The organism is Pseudoprimorskyibacter insulae (assembly GCF_900302505.1).
GTDB lineage: Bacteria > Pseudomonadota > Alphaproteobacteria > Rhodobacterales > Rhodobacteraceae > Pseudoprimorskyibacter > Pseudoprimorskyibacter insulae.
Map to the genome: position 1 here is coordinate 211,331 of NZ_OMOJ01000005.1, position 15,554 is coordinate 226,884.

The 15,554-nt window shown below is 60.5% G+C and carries 15 protein-coding genes; 4 read left to right on the plus strand and 11 right to left on the minus strand.

Annotated elements, in window-relative coordinates; genetic code table 11:
- Positions 1–2: 2 nt before the first annotated feature.
- Positions 3–671 carry a DUF1223 domain-containing protein gene (locus PRI8871_RS13300; RefSeq protein WP_245897866.1) on the minus strand — a complete coding sequence of 223 codons (669 nt, stop codon included), beginning with the start codon at positions 669–671 and terminating at the stop codon, positions 3–5.
- A gap of 277 nt (positions 672–948) precedes the next feature.
- On the opposite strand from PRI8871_RS13300, the gene acnA reads away from it, so the two are divergent.
- The gene (acnA, locus tag PRI8871_RS13305) at positions 949–3,636 is read left to right on the plus strand and encodes an aconitate hydratase AcnA (RefSeq protein WP_108886718.1); all 2,688 of its coding nucleotides are present in this window, start codon (positions 949–951) and stop codon (positions 3,634–3,636) included.
- Between the two features lie 315 nt (positions 3,637–3,951).
- Here acnA and PRI8871_RS13310 read toward each other — a convergent pair whose 3' ends face one another.
- The 10 genes from PRI8871_RS13310 to yajC form a co-directional block, all read right to left on the minus strand.
- A complete protein-coding gene (locus PRI8871_RS13310) occupies positions 3,952–4,491 on the minus strand; it encodes a DsbE family thiol:disulfide interchange protein (protein WP_108886719.1) in 540 nt (179 codons plus the stop codon).
- The gene (gene ccmD / locus PRI8871_RS13315; protein ID WP_108886806.1) at positions 4,484–4,630 is read right to left on the minus strand and encodes a heme exporter protein CcmD; all 147 of its coding nucleotides are present in this window, start codon (positions 4,628–4,630) and stop codon (positions 4,484–4,486) included. The genes PRI8871_RS13310 and ccmD overlap by 8 nt, the downstream gene beginning before the upstream one ends.
- Positions 4,630–5,376 carry a heme ABC transporter permease gene (locus tag PRI8871_RS13320; protein WP_108886720.1) on the minus strand — a complete coding sequence of 249 codons (747 nt, stop codon included), beginning with the start codon at positions 5,374–5,376 and terminating at the stop codon, positions 4,630–4,632. The genes ccmD and PRI8871_RS13320 overlap by 1 nt, the downstream gene beginning before the upstream one ends.
- A gap of 36 nt (positions 5,377–5,412) precedes the next feature.
- A complete protein-coding gene (gene amrS, locus PRI8871_RS13325) occupies positions 5,413–6,501 on the minus strand; it encodes an AmmeMemoRadiSam system radical SAM enzyme (protein WP_108886721.1) in 1,089 nt (362 codons plus the stop codon).
- Positions 6,498–7,154 carry a heme exporter protein CcmB gene (ccmB, locus tag PRI8871_RS13330; RefSeq protein ID WP_108886722.1) on the minus strand — a complete coding sequence of 219 codons (657 nt, stop codon included), beginning with the start codon at positions 7,152–7,154 and terminating at the stop codon, positions 6,498–6,500. Before ccmB ends, amrS begins: the two co-directional genes overlap by 4 nt.
- On the minus strand, positions 7,151–7,762 hold the full coding sequence (gene ccmA, locus PRI8871_RS13335) for a heme ABC exporter ATP-binding protein CcmA (RefSeq protein WP_108886723.1): 612 nt from the start codon (positions 7,760–7,762) through the stop codon (positions 7,151–7,153). The genes ccmB and ccmA overlap by 4 nt, the downstream gene beginning before the upstream one ends.
- Positions 7,763–7,835: 73 nt before the next feature.
- A complete protein-coding gene (locus tag PRI8871_RS13340) occupies positions 7,836–8,189 on the minus strand; it encodes an Mth938-like domain-containing protein (protein ID WP_108886724.1) in 354 nt (117 codons plus the stop codon).
- Positions 8,190–8,208: 19 nt separating this feature from the next.
- Positions 8,209–8,946: a sulfite exporter TauE/SafE family protein gene (locus PRI8871_RS13345; RefSeq protein ID WP_245897868.1), complete on the minus strand. Its 738-nt coding sequence runs from the start codon at positions 8,944–8,946 to the stop codon at positions 8,209–8,211.
- Between the two features lie 7 nt (positions 8,947–8,953).
- A complete protein-coding gene (secD, locus tag PRI8871_RS13350) occupies positions 8,954–11,572 on the minus strand; it encodes a protein translocase subunit SecD (protein ID WP_108886726.1) in 2,619 nt (872 codons plus the stop codon).
- Between the two features lie 20 nt (positions 11,573–11,592).
- Positions 11,593–11,880, minus strand: a complete 288-nt coding sequence (gene yajC / locus PRI8871_RS13355; RefSeq protein ID WP_108886727.1) for a preprotein translocase subunit YajC — start codon at positions 11,878–11,880, stop codon at positions 11,593–11,595.
- A 164-nt stretch (positions 11,881–12,044) separates the two neighbouring features.
- On the opposite strand from yajC, the gene PRI8871_RS13360 reads away from it, so the two are divergent.
- From PRI8871_RS13360 to serS, 3 genes are all read left to right on the plus strand, one after another.
- The gene (locus PRI8871_RS13360) at positions 12,045–13,544 is read left to right on the plus strand and encodes a pentapeptide repeat-containing protein (RefSeq protein WP_108886807.1); all 1,500 of its coding nucleotides are present in this window, start codon (positions 12,045–12,047) and stop codon (positions 13,542–13,544) included.
- On the plus strand, positions 13,541–14,182 hold the full coding sequence (locus tag PRI8871_RS13365; protein ID WP_181389465.1) for a trypsin-like serine peptidase: 642 nt from the start codon (positions 13,541–13,543) through the stop codon (positions 14,180–14,182). Before PRI8871_RS13360 ends, PRI8871_RS13365 begins: the two co-directional genes overlap by 4 nt.
- Positions 14,183–14,258: 76 nt before the next feature.
- Entirely contained in the window at positions 14,259–15,551 is a 1,293-nt protein-coding gene (serS, locus tag PRI8871_RS13370) for a serine--tRNA ligase (protein WP_108886729.1), read from the plus strand.
- The last annotated feature ends 3 nt before the right edge of the window (positions 15,552–15,554 follow it).

A 15,554-nucleotide genomic window follows, 5' to 3' on the forward strand; every position in this document is an offset into this window, starting at 1 on the left:
GCCTATTCGATACGGGCCGCCGCCAGCATCGGACCATAGCCTTCGGCCTGAATCAAAACGACGACCGGCGCGTCCCCATTCGCAGGCACCGACGCCGTGTAGGCACCCTGCCCGCCCCAATGGCCAACCAACTGCCAATCGGTGACAATATGCGAATAGGTCAGGGTTTTCCCGGCATTTTCGCCGCGCAGAATATTGACCACTTCGCTGGGCGAATAGCGCACAAGATAGACATCGGCCCCCGTCGGCAAGGGCTGCGCAGCCTCGGCCGAAATCGACACGATACCGCCCGTCCGCCCGATGGTCAGATCCACCGGATCCCGCCCCGGCGCTTTGGCGCGTTTGGCAATCAGATCGGCCACATCCATGGGCCGGTTGCCGACAACTTCGTCCATACCGTCAATGATCATCTGCGGGGTATAGACCATGTTGCGCCCACCGCTGCGGGCATAGGCCTTCTGACGATGGGTATAGACCGGATCGGCAAAGGCATCCTTCCAGCCGATGTAATCCCAGTAATCAATGTGCAGCGCCAGCGGGATCACATCATCGCGGTCCGCAAGCATCGCAAGCAGCTCATCCGCGGCGGGGCAAGACGAACACCCCTGCGAGGTGAACAATTCGACCACAACCGGGTCGGCCTTGGCCGCACCAAATGACGCTGCCGCCATACACGCGGCTCCGACCCACTTCATACCCTTGTTCATCTTGCGGTGATCCTGAATTTCGCTGTTGCCTCCAACATGTAATGAAACCCTTATGAAATAACCAATCAACCATTTGCGAGACTTGGTGAGACGTGTCCATTTGGCCATGTTCGCGCAGGGCATTAAAATTTGTGTACATCGGTATACAAATTCACCCTCTCCCCTTGAACGGTAGACTGGAAAACAACAGATAACGGATCAGCTATACCTTAGACCCGTATTTCATAAGAAAGGTACGCCCATGCCCATTTCCGTTGGCCAGGACACCGCCAAAACCCGCAAAACCCTGTCGGTGAACGGCCAGTCCATCAATTATTATTCCATCCCCGCCGCGCAGGAGGCAGGACTTGGTGATTTTTCCAAGCTGCCCGCCGCCTTGAAGGTGGTGCTGGAAAACATGCTGCGCTTCGAAGACGGCAAGACCGTTTCGGTGGACGACATCAAAGCCTTTGCCGAATGGGGCGCGAATGGCGGGCAGAATCCGCGCGAAATCGCCTACCGCCCTGCCCGCGTGCTGATGCAGGATTTCACCGGCGTGCCTGCCGTGGTGGATCTTGCCGCCATGCGCGACGGGATCAAGGGCTTGGGCGGCGACGTGCAAAAGATCAACCCGCTGAACCCGGTGGATCTGGTCATTGACCATTCGGTCATGATTGACGAATTCGGCAATCCGCGCGCCTTCCAGATGAACGTGGACCGCGAATATGAACGGAATATGGAACGGTATGAGTTCCTCAAATGGGGTCAGACCGCGTTCAACAACTTCCGCGTTGTCCCACCCGGCACGGGCATTTGCCATCAGGTGAACGTGGAATATCTTGCCCAGACCGTCTGGACCGACACCGACCAAACCGGTGCAACCGTCGCATATCCTGACACGCTGGTCGGCACTGACAGCCACACCACCATGGTCAACGGTCTGGCCGTTCTGGGCTGGGGCGTCGGCGGGATTGAGGCCGAAGCCGCGATGCTGGGGCAGCCGATCTCGATGCTGATCCCCGAAGTCGTTGGCTTCAAGCTGACCGGCGAAATGGTCGAAGGCACCACCGCGACCGACCTTGTTCTGAAGGTCGTCGAAATGCTGCGCGCCCATGGCGTGGTTGGCAAATTCGTTGAATTCTATGGCGAAGGTCTGGACAAACTGCCGTTGGCCGACCGCGCGACCATTGCCAATATGGCACCGGAATACGGCGCGACATGCGGCTTTTTCCCGATTGACGATGAAACCCTGCGCTACCTGCGCCAAACCGGCCGCGATGAGGACCGCATCGCGCTGGTCGAAGCCTACGCCAAGGAAAACGGGTTCTGGCGCACCGCCGATTACGATCCGGTCTATAGCTCGACGCTGGAGCTTGACATGGGGTCAATCGTGCCTGCCATTTCAGGCCCGAAGCGCCCGCAGGATTACCTGCCGCTGACCAATGCCAAATCGGCCTTTGCCCATGAAATGGAATCCACCTTCAAGCGCGATATGGGCAAAGAGGTGGCCGTGGCTGGCGAAGATTACACCATGTCCTCCGGCAAGGTTGTGATTGCCTCGATCACCTCCTGCACCAACACCTCGAACCCCTATGTGATGGTTGGCGCAGGCCTCGTGGCGCGCAAAGCCCGCGCGCTGGGTCTGGATCGTAAGCCATGGGTGAAAACCTCGCTCGCGCCGGGATCGCAGGTCGTGACCGAATATCTTGAGGCTGCGGGCCTGCAAGAGGATCTGGACGCCATCGGCTTCAACCTTGTTGGCTATGGCTGCACCACCTGCATCGGCAACTCTGGCCCGCTCCAGAAGGAAATTTCGGACGCGATTGCCGAGGGCGATCTGGTGGCCACGGCGGTTCTGTCGGGCAACCGCAACTTCGAAGGCCGCATTTCGCCGGACGTCCGCGCCAACTATCTGGCCTCGCCGCCGCTGGTTGTAGCGTACGCGCTGGCCGGGGACATGAACATCGACCTGACGACCGAACCACTGGGCCAAGACAAAGACGGCAAGGACGTCTTCCTGAAAGACATCTGGCCGACCAATCAGGAAATCGCGGAACTGGTCGATCAGACCGTGACGCGCGACGCCTTCCAAAAGAAATACGCCGATGTGTTCAAAGGCGATGAGAAATGGCAGGCCGTGCAGGTGAACGGCGGCGAAACCTACGATTGGCCCGCAGGATCGACCTATATCCAGAACCCGCCCTATTTCCGTGGCATGGGCAAGGACGCGGGTAAGATCACCAACATAGACGGTGCCAAGGTCTTGGCGATCCTCGGCGATATGGTCACCACGGACCACATCTCGCCCGCTGGGTCGTTCAAGGCCGAAACCCCCGCCGGTCAATACCTGACCTCGCATCAGGTGCCTGTGCGCGAATTCAACTCTTATGGCTCGCGCCGTGGCAACCACGAAGTGATGATGCGCGGCACCTTCGCCAATATCCGCATCAAGAACGAAATGCTGGACGGTGTTGAAGGCGGCTATACCAAAGGCCCCGATGGCGAGCAGACTTCGATCTATGACGCCTCGATGGCCTACCAAGAGGCGGGCACGCCGCTGGTTGTGTTCGGCGGCGAACAGTATGGCGCGGGGTCTTCGCGTGACTGGGCGGCCAAAGGCACCAACCTGCTGGGCGTCAAAGCCGTGATCGCCGAATCGTTTGAACGAATTCACCGCTCGAACCTGGTTGGCATGGGTGTGATCCCGTTTGAATTCACCGCCGGCGACACGCGCAAGTCGCTGGGCCTGAAAGGGGATGAGACGATCGCAATCAGCGGCCTGGACACGATCCAACCCCTGCAAGAGGTGCCCTGCACCATCACCTTTGGCGACGGGTCCGAAAAGACGATCCAGCTGAAGTGCCGGATCGATACCGCGATTGAGATCGAATATATCGAACACGGCGGCGTTCTGCATTACGTGCTGCGCAATCTGGCCGCAGGAACCTAAGCCCGGCGCATCGCTGACAAAACGGCCCTCCGCCTTGGCGGGGGGCTTTTGCATTTCAAGAGGGGCCAAGCGTCAGGAATTCATGACCTATCCACAGGAGGCGACCTGTGGCACCTTTATATCATTGATTTGACCTGACCTTTTGAGTGCAAAATGACAAAGATGACCCTTTTTCAGGCGGGTATCCTGATCGCATTGGCGATTGCGGGTGTCGCCACGCAGGCCCCCGGCGATGCCGAGGCGCCGATGTCCATCGCTTACAGGAACTAAAAAGCGCCCCTTGGGGCGCTTTTTACATTGTCCTATCTGGTGAACTTACTTGGCCTGTGCCTTTTGCAGTTCCGGCAAGAACCGCTGTTCATAGTCCGACCCGACCAGCGGCCCGGCAAAACGGTACAGCACCGTGCCTTCGCCATCCAGAATGAAGGTCTCTGGCGGGGCGGTCACGCCCCATTCAATCGCCGTGCGGCCCTGCGGATCAAAGGCGACCGCGTCAAAGGGGTTGCCTTCGTCGGTCAGGTATTTGGTGGCGTTCGCCTCGTCGTCTTTGAAGTTCACACCGATCAAATGCACGCCTTGTTCCTGCATTTGCAGCAGGATCGGATGCTCGGCCCGGCAAGGCGGGCACCAGCTGGCCCAGAAGTTCACCACCGTCACTTCATCCGCCGCAAGATCGGCAGGCGTGATCGCCGCAAAGCCCGGCAGCGCGACCTCAGTCACCGCAGGCGCAGGCTGGCCAATGCGGGTGGACGGCAGGCTATCGGGGTCTTCGCGGAACATGCCGACATAGAACAGCCCCGCCAGCCCGGCAAAAATCAACGGCGGCAGAACCATCAGCGGGGATACTTTAGCCATCGGGGTTCTCCACCTTCGCAAGCGCGGCTTTCACCTTTCGGGCCCGGCGCCAACTGGCCGCCACAAGCACGACCAACAACACAATCGACGCCCCATAGGCCGACAAAACCGTGCCTGCATATTTCCCAAGTTCGGGCATCATGCCTGACGCTCCCGTGCCAATAGCGCACGCATCCGGCGCGCGCGAATTTCGGTTTGAGTGCGCAGGAACACCAGCGCGATGAACAGCAGGGCAAACCCAGCAATCGAGATGAACAGCGGCACGGCAAAGACATTGCTGACCCGTTCGGTCGTATCGCCGGTAGCAGCGCCTGCCCGCATCACGGACGACCCTTGGTGCAGCCCTTGATTCCAGAAGTTCACGGCATAGCGGCTCAGCAGCGCAAAGACCGACCCGACCAAACACAGGATCGAGGTCAGATCAGCGGCGGTGTCGTCATTCTCAATCGCTTCCCACAGGGCCATATAGCCCAGATAGAACAGAAACAGGATCAGGAACGAGGTCAGGCGCGGATCCCATTCCCACCATGTGCCCCACATCGGCTGGCCCCAGATCGCCCCGGTGATCAGCGCGATCAGCGTCATCACCGCGCCCACAGGCGCCGCCGCCCGCGCGGCCAACGCACTGACATGGTGCCGCCGCACAATCCAGATCAGCGAGGCGACAAGCATCATCAGCCAAGCATTGATCGCCAGAAAGGCGCTTGGCACGTGGATGTAGATGATCTTGACGGTCGAGCCCTGACGGTAATCATCGGGCGTGAAAAAGAACCCCCAGCCAAGCCCGATAACCAAGGCCACGGCGGCGAGACCAGCAATCCAAGGCAGCACCTTATCGGTGGTGCGAATGAATTTCACCGGGTTTGCATATTCCCAAATCGACATGTCTGTTCGTTATCCCGCTTGGTGGTTCGGTTCAAATCAAATATCGGTTTCCAACTGGATCCGCAGTGAGACCGGTTGACGCTTGCGCCCCCAATCGCCCGGCGGGCCATCAAACCGCCCCGGAAAGCGTGTCTTGCAGGCAGTGCAATGGCCCGTGTCATCCAACGCCCAGCCGGTCAGTTGATGCCAATCGCGCTCGATCACCCGCGCGCCGCAACCGTGGCAATAGCTCGACTGTGCCTCAACATGGTTCACATTGCCGACATAGACATGCCGCAGCCCCCTGCCCTTGGCGATGTCGCGCGCGGCCAGAAGCGATTCAAGCGTGGTCTTGGGCCGGTCCATCAGGCGGTAATGCGGGGTGAAGGCGGTGAAGTGCAGCGGCACATCCGGCCCGCAATTGGCCAAAATCCAATCGGCCATACCGGTCAGTTCCTCGGGGCTGTCGTTTTCGCCGGGGATGATCAGTGTCGTCAACTCGACCCAGCAATCGGCCTCATTCACCGCATAGGCGATGCTGTCCAGAACGGGGCCAAGCTCGGACCCGGTCAGTTTGCGATAGAAGATTTCGGAGAACGCCTTGAGGTCGATATTGACCGCATCCATCGCCCCAAAGAATTCAGCCCGCGCGCAGTCGCTGATATAGCCCGCCGTCACGCCGACATTCTTCAGCCCGCGCTTGCGGCACTCATCGGCGGTGTCCAGCGCGTATTCCAGAAAGATGACTGGATCGTTGTAGGTATAGGCCACTGACAGCGCCCCTGCGCAGGCAGAGGCCGCCGCAATCAGCGCAGGCGGCGCGGGTTCGGCGCTGCGGTCCATGTCCTTGGATTTGGAAATGTCGTGGTTCTGGCAGAACTTACAGGCCAGATTGCAACCAGCAGTGCCAAAGCTCAGAACCGGGGTGCCGGGGTAGAAGTGGTTCAGCGGCTTCTTTTCAATCGGGTCGATGCAAAACCCAGACGACCGCCCATAGGTGTCCAGCACCAGCGCATCGCCCTGCCGCATCCGGACGAAGCACATGCCCCGTTGCCCATCGCGCAGGGCACACAAACGCGGGCACAGGTCGCAGACAACGCGCCCGTCCTCGGCCATGTGCCAATGGCGTGCAAGATGCGCGGTCATCGGATGTTGATACGCAGAACAGCGGCGGATGCGAAGGGCAATAGCGCGATCACGCCAAAGCTGATTCCCGCCTCCATCAGCAACGCTGTTTTCACCGCCAGACCATCGGCCCCGCGCCGCGCCACCTCGGCCCCGAAAATCAGCGTTGGCACATAAAGCGGTAGAACCAGCAGCGACATCAGCAGCCCGCCGCGTTTCAGCCCCACGGTCAGCGCCGCGCCAAAGGTGCCGATCACGCTCAGCGCCGGGGTGCCAATGGCCAGCGACACCACCAGCCAGCCATAGCCCTGCACCGGCAGGTTCAGCAAAACGCCCAGCAGCGGCGCAACCAGCACCAAAGGCAAGCCGGTGGTCAGCCAATGCGCCAGCGCCTTGACCGACACGACCCCCTCCATCGGCAGGGGCGCTGTGGCCAGCAGATCAAGCGATCCGTCCTCCCAATCCAGTGCAAAGATCCGGTCCAGCGACAACAGGCACGCCAGCAGCGCCCCGATCCACAGAACGCCCGGCGAAATCGCCGCCAATAGCTGCGTCTGCGGGCCAACAGCAAAGGGCACCAGAACCACGACAATCAGAAAGAACGCCAGCCCTAGGCCAAAGCCCCCGCCTGCACGCACCGCAAGCCGCAAGTCACGGATCAACAGCGCAATCACAGGAACGCCTCATCCATTGCGGCCGCGCGGGGTTTCGCCTTGAAGGGGCCAACGTCGAACACCTCGGCCTCGGGGATGCCCAGATCGATATGGGTGGCCATCAGGGCCGAACCGCCCTGCGCCAGATGCCCGCGCACCGCATCAGCGAACAGCGCGACCGAAGCCGCATCCAGCGATACCGTCGGTTCATCAAGCACCCAAATCGGACGGCCCGTCACCATCAGCCGCGCCAGACCCAAGCGGCGCTTTTGCCCCGCCGACAGGGTGCCGGCCATCCGGTCCTGAAGGGTGACAAGATCGAACGCCTTCAACGCGTCATCCACCCCGCCCGCATCGAAGACCGAGGCCCAGAAGGCCAGGTTTTCGCGCACGCTCAGCATCGCTTTCAAACCGTCGGAATGGCCCGCATATGCGATCGCTTCGCCGCCGCCCGAAATCTCTCCGGCCTCGGCAGGTTGCAATCCGGCAACCGTGCGCAGCAGCGTGGTCTTGCCCGCGCCATTTGGCCCGCGCAGCACCAAGGCCCGCCCCGCCGCCAATTCGAACGACACGCCCTCAAGGATGGCCAGCCCGCCACGGGCCACGCAAAGATCGGTAACAGTCAACATAAGCAAAGCCTTACCGCAGGACGCCCCATCGCAAAAGGACTATTGCCGCGGCATTTCCAACCGCAGGCCCGCATCACACCGGCAAAGCCGCCAAAGCAACGCGCCGCCCTTCGGACAACAGGATGTTATAGGTCCGGCAGGCCGAGGGCGTGTTCATAGCCTCAACCCCGATGCCCGCCGCCTCAAGCGCGTCGCGCAGGGCACGCGGCGCATAGGCGGTTTCGGCCCCGGTGCCAAAGAACAGCACATCAACTGACCCCGCCAAGGCCAAAAGCGGCGCGGGATCGTCGCTGCCCGCCCAAGGCTTGGCCCCCGTGGCGGTCATCAGCAGCGGCCCTTCCAGAGCCTCGCCCGCGACGCGGAAAAATCCGGGACCATAGCCATCGACAGGCTTTGCATCGGTGAACTGGATCTCATTCAGGCGCATGGCCCCGCTCCTTTTTCGTTTAATGCCAGATCGGCAGGCCAAGCAAAATGGCGCAACCGATCAAACCGTAAGCCACGGTGCGATACAGATATTCCCGGTCAGGGCGGAACATCCGCGCCCCGATCCAACAGCCCAAAGCATAGGGCGGCAACAGCAGAAGGCCAAGCGCGACCGCATGGCCGGGCAAGGCCCCTTGCACCGCCATCAGCGGGATCATCAGGATCGACAGCAGTGTCAGAAAGGTCGCCAGCGTGGCGCGGCTGCGTTCGACACTGTCACGGCTGGACAATTGGAACAGCACCAGCACCGGACCGGTTAGCCCCGTCGTGCCGCCAACGAACCCGGTCGCCGCCCCCAGCAAGGCGCGGTTGCGCGACGTCGGCGGTGTGGCATGACGCCAGCCGCTGACAAGCGCAATCAGGGTGATCGTGCAGACCGCAATAACCGCCCAACGCAGCGCGACAACATCGCTATGGCGCAGCACCAAGATGCCAAGCGAGACGGATACAATCGCCGCGCCCAGCATAATCGCCATGGGCCTGCGTTGGACCAAAGGCAGTGTCTTGGGCAGCACCGTCGCCGCCGAGGCCAGCCCGCCAAGCGCAAATGCGCCAATGGCCATCTCAACCGGGATGAACCGGCTGGCGACAGGCATAAAAATTAAGGCCGCCCCGAAACCGGCGAAGCCATAAACGACCCCGGCTGCGAAGACGGCCAATAGAATGAATGCCAGCCCCTCAATTTGAAGGGCCAGCATAAAGGTTTCAGTCATTTGGGACGGTCGGATCAGAGGCCGAAGCCTTCGACCAGTCACGTTTTACACCCAGCATAAGCACGATGTTCTTGGCCACATAGACCGACGAATAGGTGCCGACGATGATGCCCCACGTGATTGCAAAGACGAACCCGCGGATCACGTCGCCGCCCAATGCCAGCAAGGCAATCAGCGCCAGAAGCGTGGTGCCCGAAGTCATCAAGGTCCGGCTCAGGGTCTCGTTGACTGTCAGGTTCATCAATTCGCGCAGGTCCATCTGCTTGTATTTGCGCAGGTTTTCGCGAAGGCGGTCAAAGATAACCACGGTATCGTTGATCGAATAGCCGACGATGGTCAGAAGCGCCGCAATCGTGCTGAGGTCAAACCTGATCCCGGCGATGGCGAAGATGCCGATGGTGATCGCAACGTCATGCACCAGCGCCGCCACAGCGCCCACGGCGAACTGCCATTCGAACCGCAGCCAGATATAGACCAGGATCGCCGCGACAGCCGCCGCCAGCGAATAGATCGCCGTCATGATCAATTCGCCCGAGACCTTCGGCCCAACGCTTTCAACGCTGGTGAATTTGACATCGGGCGATGCCGCCTGCAACGCGGACTCTACCTGCGCGATGGCTTCGGGCGACATGGCCTCATCGCCGTCCTGCGCCTGAATGCGGATCATCGCCACGTTCTGATCCGGCCCAAAGGTCGGGTCAAAGACTTCGGTGATGGTCACATCGCCAAGGCCCAGCGGCGCGATCGAGTCGCGATAGGCGCCCACATCAATCGCCTGCGCGCTTTCGGTTCGCAGGGTCGTGCCGCCGCGGAAGTCGATCCCGAAGTTCAGGCCGATCGTCCCCCACGCCGCAAGCGACATGACAACCGCCACCGCAGATGCGCCGAAGGTGAATTTGATCCAGCGGAAGAAGTTGATCTTGGTGTCATCGCGCACAATCCGCATGCCGCGAATGGTGAACTGACGCGGACGCGCCCGTTCAAACCACATCACGATCATCAGACGGGTCAGCCAGATCGCCGCAAAGACCGAGGTCAGAATACCAAGGCCCAGCGTGATCGCGAAGCCCCGCACCGGGCCAGAGCCAAGCGCGAACAGGATCACTGCAATGATGAAAGTGGTGATGTTGGCATCCAAAATGGCCGACAGCGCCTTGTCATACCCCAGCGCAATCGCGCGCGACGGGCCTTTGGCGGTCCGCAGCTCTTCTCGGATACGTTCAAACACCAGCACGTTGGCATCGACCGCCATACCGATGGTCAAAACGATACCGGCAATCCCCGGCAAGGTCAGCGTGCCGCCAATGGCCGACAGAACGCCAAAGATCAGGCCGATGTTCAGACCCAGCGCGATGGTCGCGAAAACGCCAAACAGCCCGTAGCTGAGGATCATGTAGACAACCACCAGACCCAGACCAACAAGGCTGGCAACTTTGCCCGCCGCGATGCTGTCTGCGCCCAGTTCCGGCCCAATGGTCCGTTCTTCAAGGAAGTTCAGACCAGCCGGAAGTGCACCAGCCCGCAGCAGAACCGCCAGATTGGTGCTTTCTTCGACGGTGAAGCTGCCGGTGATGATGCCCGACCCGCCCGCGATATGGCTTTGGATGACCGGGTCGCTGATGACCTCGTCATCCAGAACGATGGCAAAAGGGCTACCGATGTTTTCAGCGGTGTAATCGCCAAATTTCCGCGCGCCCGAAGCGTTGAACCGGAAGCTGACCGCCGGGCGGCCGTTCTGGTCAAACGACGGCTGCGCATCCACCAGTTCCTCGCCCGTCACAACAGGCGCGGATTCCAGAATGTCATAGCTGCCCTCACGGCCCACAACCGGCAGAACCTCTTGGCCCGATTGCACGGATTGGTCGGGGTTGTCGGTGCGCCCAACAACCGGCTGGAAGGTCAGTTGCGCCGTGGTGCCTATGATCGCCTTCAGTTCAGATGCCGATCCAATGCCCGGCACCTGAATCAAAATGCGGTCTTCGCCCTGACGCTGGATCGTGGGTTCGCGCGTGCCAACCTCATCGATCCGGCGGCGGATGATCTCAAGCGACTGGCGCACGGTGCGGTCGTCCATCGCCTGACGCTCGGCCTCGGACAAGGTCACCACCAGCGTATCGGCCTCGGCCCGCACTTCCAGATCGGTCGAACCTGCCCCGGTGAGCGACGCAACGGGCTGCGCCAGACCGCGCACCAGTTCCACCGCACGCGGCATGCCTTCGGGCTGAGAAATCTTGACCCGCAATTCCAGCGGATCGCTGTCTTGCAGGCGGATCGTGCCGACCGTCGCGCGTTCCGGGCGCAGCAGGTCACGCACTTCGGGCCACAGGGCCTCCATCCGCGAGGCATAGACATCGGCGACCTTCACTTCGGCCAGCAGATGCGCACCGCCGCGCAGGTCAAGCCCTAGATTAACCAGAGTTGACGGCAAGTAAGACGGCCAATCGGCCGCCTTTGCCTGATTTTCGGGTGTATCGGCACCCGCCTCAATCGCGGCGACGGCATCATTGTGCCCTTCAACGCGACTGTAAAAGGCGTTCGGCACCGCAAAGGCCAACCCCGCCACCACCAGCATCCAGACAAGGATGCGCTTCCATAGCTCGATTTGCAGCATCAGGGGGCCTTTCGACTGGATCAGGCGCTTGCCGGTTCGGACTTCGACAAGACCTGAGCGATGGTCGACTGCACGACGCGCACTTTCACGCCTTCTGCAATCTCGACCTCTACCTCGTTGTCTTCACGGACTTTTACGACTTTGCCGATCAGACCGCCCTGGGTCACGACACGGTCGCCGCGGGTCAGGGCCTGCACCATTTTCTGGTGGTCTTTCATTTTCTTCTGCTGCGGACGGATCAGCAGGAAATACATGATCGCGAAGATCAGGATCAGCGGGACGAATTGGGCAAAGGCGTTGCCTTCCATGGGATGCTCCTTGAGTGATTGCGGGGCACCCCCGCAGATGTCGCGCGGAACCTATGCGCCGCAAGGCCGATTTGCAAGCCACGCCAGCCCATTCGCCCCACCCCGATTGAAGCGCCCCACGATGCGGGTTAGCGTCATGGGCAAGTGATTTGGATGAGTGATTGATGATGCAGACGACGATTACCATTCCGGTGGCCCCAGAAACCCTTATCACGGCGGCAGGATTGGCCACGCTTTGCCTTATCCTGTGGTTTGCCCTACGCGCCCAACCCGAGGGCGAGGACCTAGACGCGCCATGGCTCGGCCGCGTGCAGGCCACGATGGGCATGGACAAACTTGGCAGCGGCGTCTTTTTGCCCGTCGCTATGCTGTGGCTTGTGGTCTTCTTGCTGTTGTCGCTGGGCCTCTTCTACCTGATCGCCGATACGATCACCCGCCCCCTTCCGGTCGGCAGTAATGTCGAGGACGGCGACCGTGCCTTCCGCTTTCACATCACCCAGCTTGCCGCGCTGACAACTGTTCTGGGCGCGGTCATCGCCTTGCCGGTTACGCTCCTAAGGCTCGGACATTCCTCTCGCCAAACCGACGCAACCGAACAACGCCTGATCACAGAACAGATCAATAAGGCAGTTGAGGGATTGGGGGCAGAGAAAAAAGTAGACCGTATCGGGCGGATTGTTAGCTACATAATGCCAGAAACCGTCCGCTTTGATGCAATTAACGAAAGAGACGCCCTGCAAGATTTGGAACGACACTTGGAAGGAACCGAGCAACACTGGGGTTATCGCTTCAATGGAGTAAAAAGCGCCCGCGAAGACCAAGACACCGGCGAAATGTACTTGGGCTATGACTATGACATATGGAATGTAACCAACTCAGAAATTCAATGGTTTCAGGAAGATGCAAATATTCCACGAAATGCCAAAAATCCTAAGCACAAAGAATGGCAAGTGTTTTCAGAAACCGTTCCGAACCTCGAAGTGCGGATTGGAGCGATTTATGCTCTCGAACGTATCAGCCAAGCAAGCGACCGAGACCATGTCCGAGTTATGGAAATACTGTGCGCTTATGTCCGCGAGACGTCGCCGAAAGCGTCAACAAGACTTCAAAGGCTTAAAAACCGCAATAAGATGGAAGCTAGAGCTGATATTCAAGCGGCAATTGACGTAATTGGCCGAAGAGGGCGGAAAAGCATCAGCTTAGAGCGTCAAAACAATACCCGGTCCGAACATGGTTATCGCCTCGATCTAAGATTTGCAAATCTACAAAATTATGACCTTAGCAAACTCAATTTAAGCAACGCTCGTTTCAATGGCGCAAACTTGAATGGAGTCGACCTATTCCAAACAAATTTGGATTCGGCGGACTTCCGAAAAGCAACATTTGGCCTAACAACTAAGATGATGGACACCTCGATTTACGGAGCAGCTTTTCCTGAAACCGACCTTGTCTTGCTCAAGCTGACACATGATCAAATCGAAAAAGCATTCGGCGATCGAACCACATTGTTATCGGACGACACACGCGCGGCGTTTGGTGAATACGGCCAACCTGCCCATTGGCTCGACAAGAAAGCTGGCTGGAAAGAATTTGACGCCGCATGGCGCAAATGGCAGCGCGAGGTGCTCAAGATGAACCCCAACGGCACCAAACCAGACGAATGACCCGCCTTCTCGCCCTCCTCCTCGCCCTCGCAGGCCCGGCCTTTGCCGATCCTTTGCCGCCGCTGGACCCTGAGGCACGGGGGGAGTGGCTGGCCGTGGGGCGGGTGAATATTGCCGGCTACAGCCAAACGGGCATGTGTACCGGCACGCTGATTGCGCCGGATCTGGTGTTGACGGCGGCGCATTGTGTGATGCGCGGGGGCGCGATGGCGCGGCTGAGCGATCTGCACTTTGTCGCCGGATGGTTTGGCGGGCGCTATGCCGGGCATGGGCTGGTGCGCGAGGTCACGCTCCACCCCGAGGCGGGCGATCCGCCGCGCCTGCCCTATGATCTGGCGCTGATCCATTTGGCCGCGCCGCTGGACATCGCGCCCCTGCCCGTCGCCGCCCCTGCGGACGGCCCCTGTGCCATCGTTGGCTATTTCGACCTGCGCCCCAATCGTTTGTCGGCCCGGTTCGACTGTGCGGGCATGGCGGCGCGGGGCGGCTGGCAGATCACCTGCCCGACCCGCTGGGGCAATTCCGGCGGGCCGATTTTGCAGCGGGGACCGGATGGCTGGCAGGTGATTGCCGTGGTCTCAGAGGGAAATACCACCTTCACCGTGGGCGCCTTGGCCGCAGAGTTCGTCAATCGGTAAGTCGAGCCTACACTCGCCCGCAGATCTGGTGCATAAGGCCCGCGACGTTTCAACGACTCGAAGAAGGATCAGTCCGATGCATGACATTCGTGCCATCCGCGAAAACCCCGCCGCGTTCGACGCAGCCCTTGCGCGCCGTGGGGCCTCGTCGGTATCGCCCGAGATCCTAAAGCTGGACGAAGCGCGCCGCGCCGCGATCCACGCCGCCGAAACCGCGCAGGCCGATCAGAACAAGGCCAGCAAGGAAGTGGGCCGCGCCAAGGCCAGCGGCGACGAGGCCGAGTTTGAGCGCCTGCGCGCGCTTGTGGCCACCAAGAAGGCCGAAGTGGCCGAGATGCAGGCCAAGGCCAAGGATCTGGACGCCCAGCTCGAGGCGCTGCTGATGGGCATCCCGAACCTGCCGTTCGACGATGTGCCCGAAGGCGCGGATGAGGCGGACAACGTGGAAATCCACCGCTGGGGCACGCCCAAGGATTTGGATTTTGCGCCGAAAGAGCATTACGAACTGGCGGGCGTCATCCCGGGCATGGATTTTGAAACCGCGGCCAAACTGTCGGGATCGCGCTTTGTGGTGCTGTCTGGCGCCGTGGCCCGCATTCACCGTGCGCTGGCTCAGTTCATGATCGACACCCATGTCGAGGAAAACGGCCTGACCGAGACCTGGACGCCGGTTCTGGTCAAAGAAGAAATGATGTACGGCACGGGCCAGCTGCCCAAGTTCGGCGAAGACAGCTATCAGACCACCAATGGCTGGTGGCTGGTGCCGACGGCCGAGGTGCCGCTGACCAATATCGTCAACGGCATGACGGTGGAAGAAAGCTATCTGCCCCGCCGTTATGTTGCACATACCCAGTGTTTCCGGTCCGAGGCCGGCAGCGCAGGCCGCGACACCGCCGGGATGCTGCGCCAGCACCAGTTCGAAAAGGTCGAAATGGTCTCGGTCACGCATCCTGACAAATCGCGCGACGAATTGGACCGCATGACCGGTTGCGCCCAAGGCATTCTGGAGCGTTTGGGCCTGCCTTATCGCACCGTGGTTCTGTGCACCGGCGATATGGGCTTTGGCGCGCGCCGCACCCATGACATCGAGGTCTGGCTGCCCGGTCAGAACATGTACCGTGAGATCAGCTCGGTCTCGGTCTGTGGTGATTTCCAGGCCCGCCGGATGAACGCCCGGTTCAAACCCGCCGAGGGTGGCAAGCCCGAGTTCCTGCATACGCTGAACGGGTCGGGTCTGGCCGTGGGCCGTTGCCTGATCGCTGTGTTGGAGAACGGCCAGCAAGCCGATGGGTCGGTTATTCTGCCCGAGGTGCTGCACCCCTACCTGCGCGGCCGCACCACGCTGACCGCAGACGGCACATTGGCATGAGCA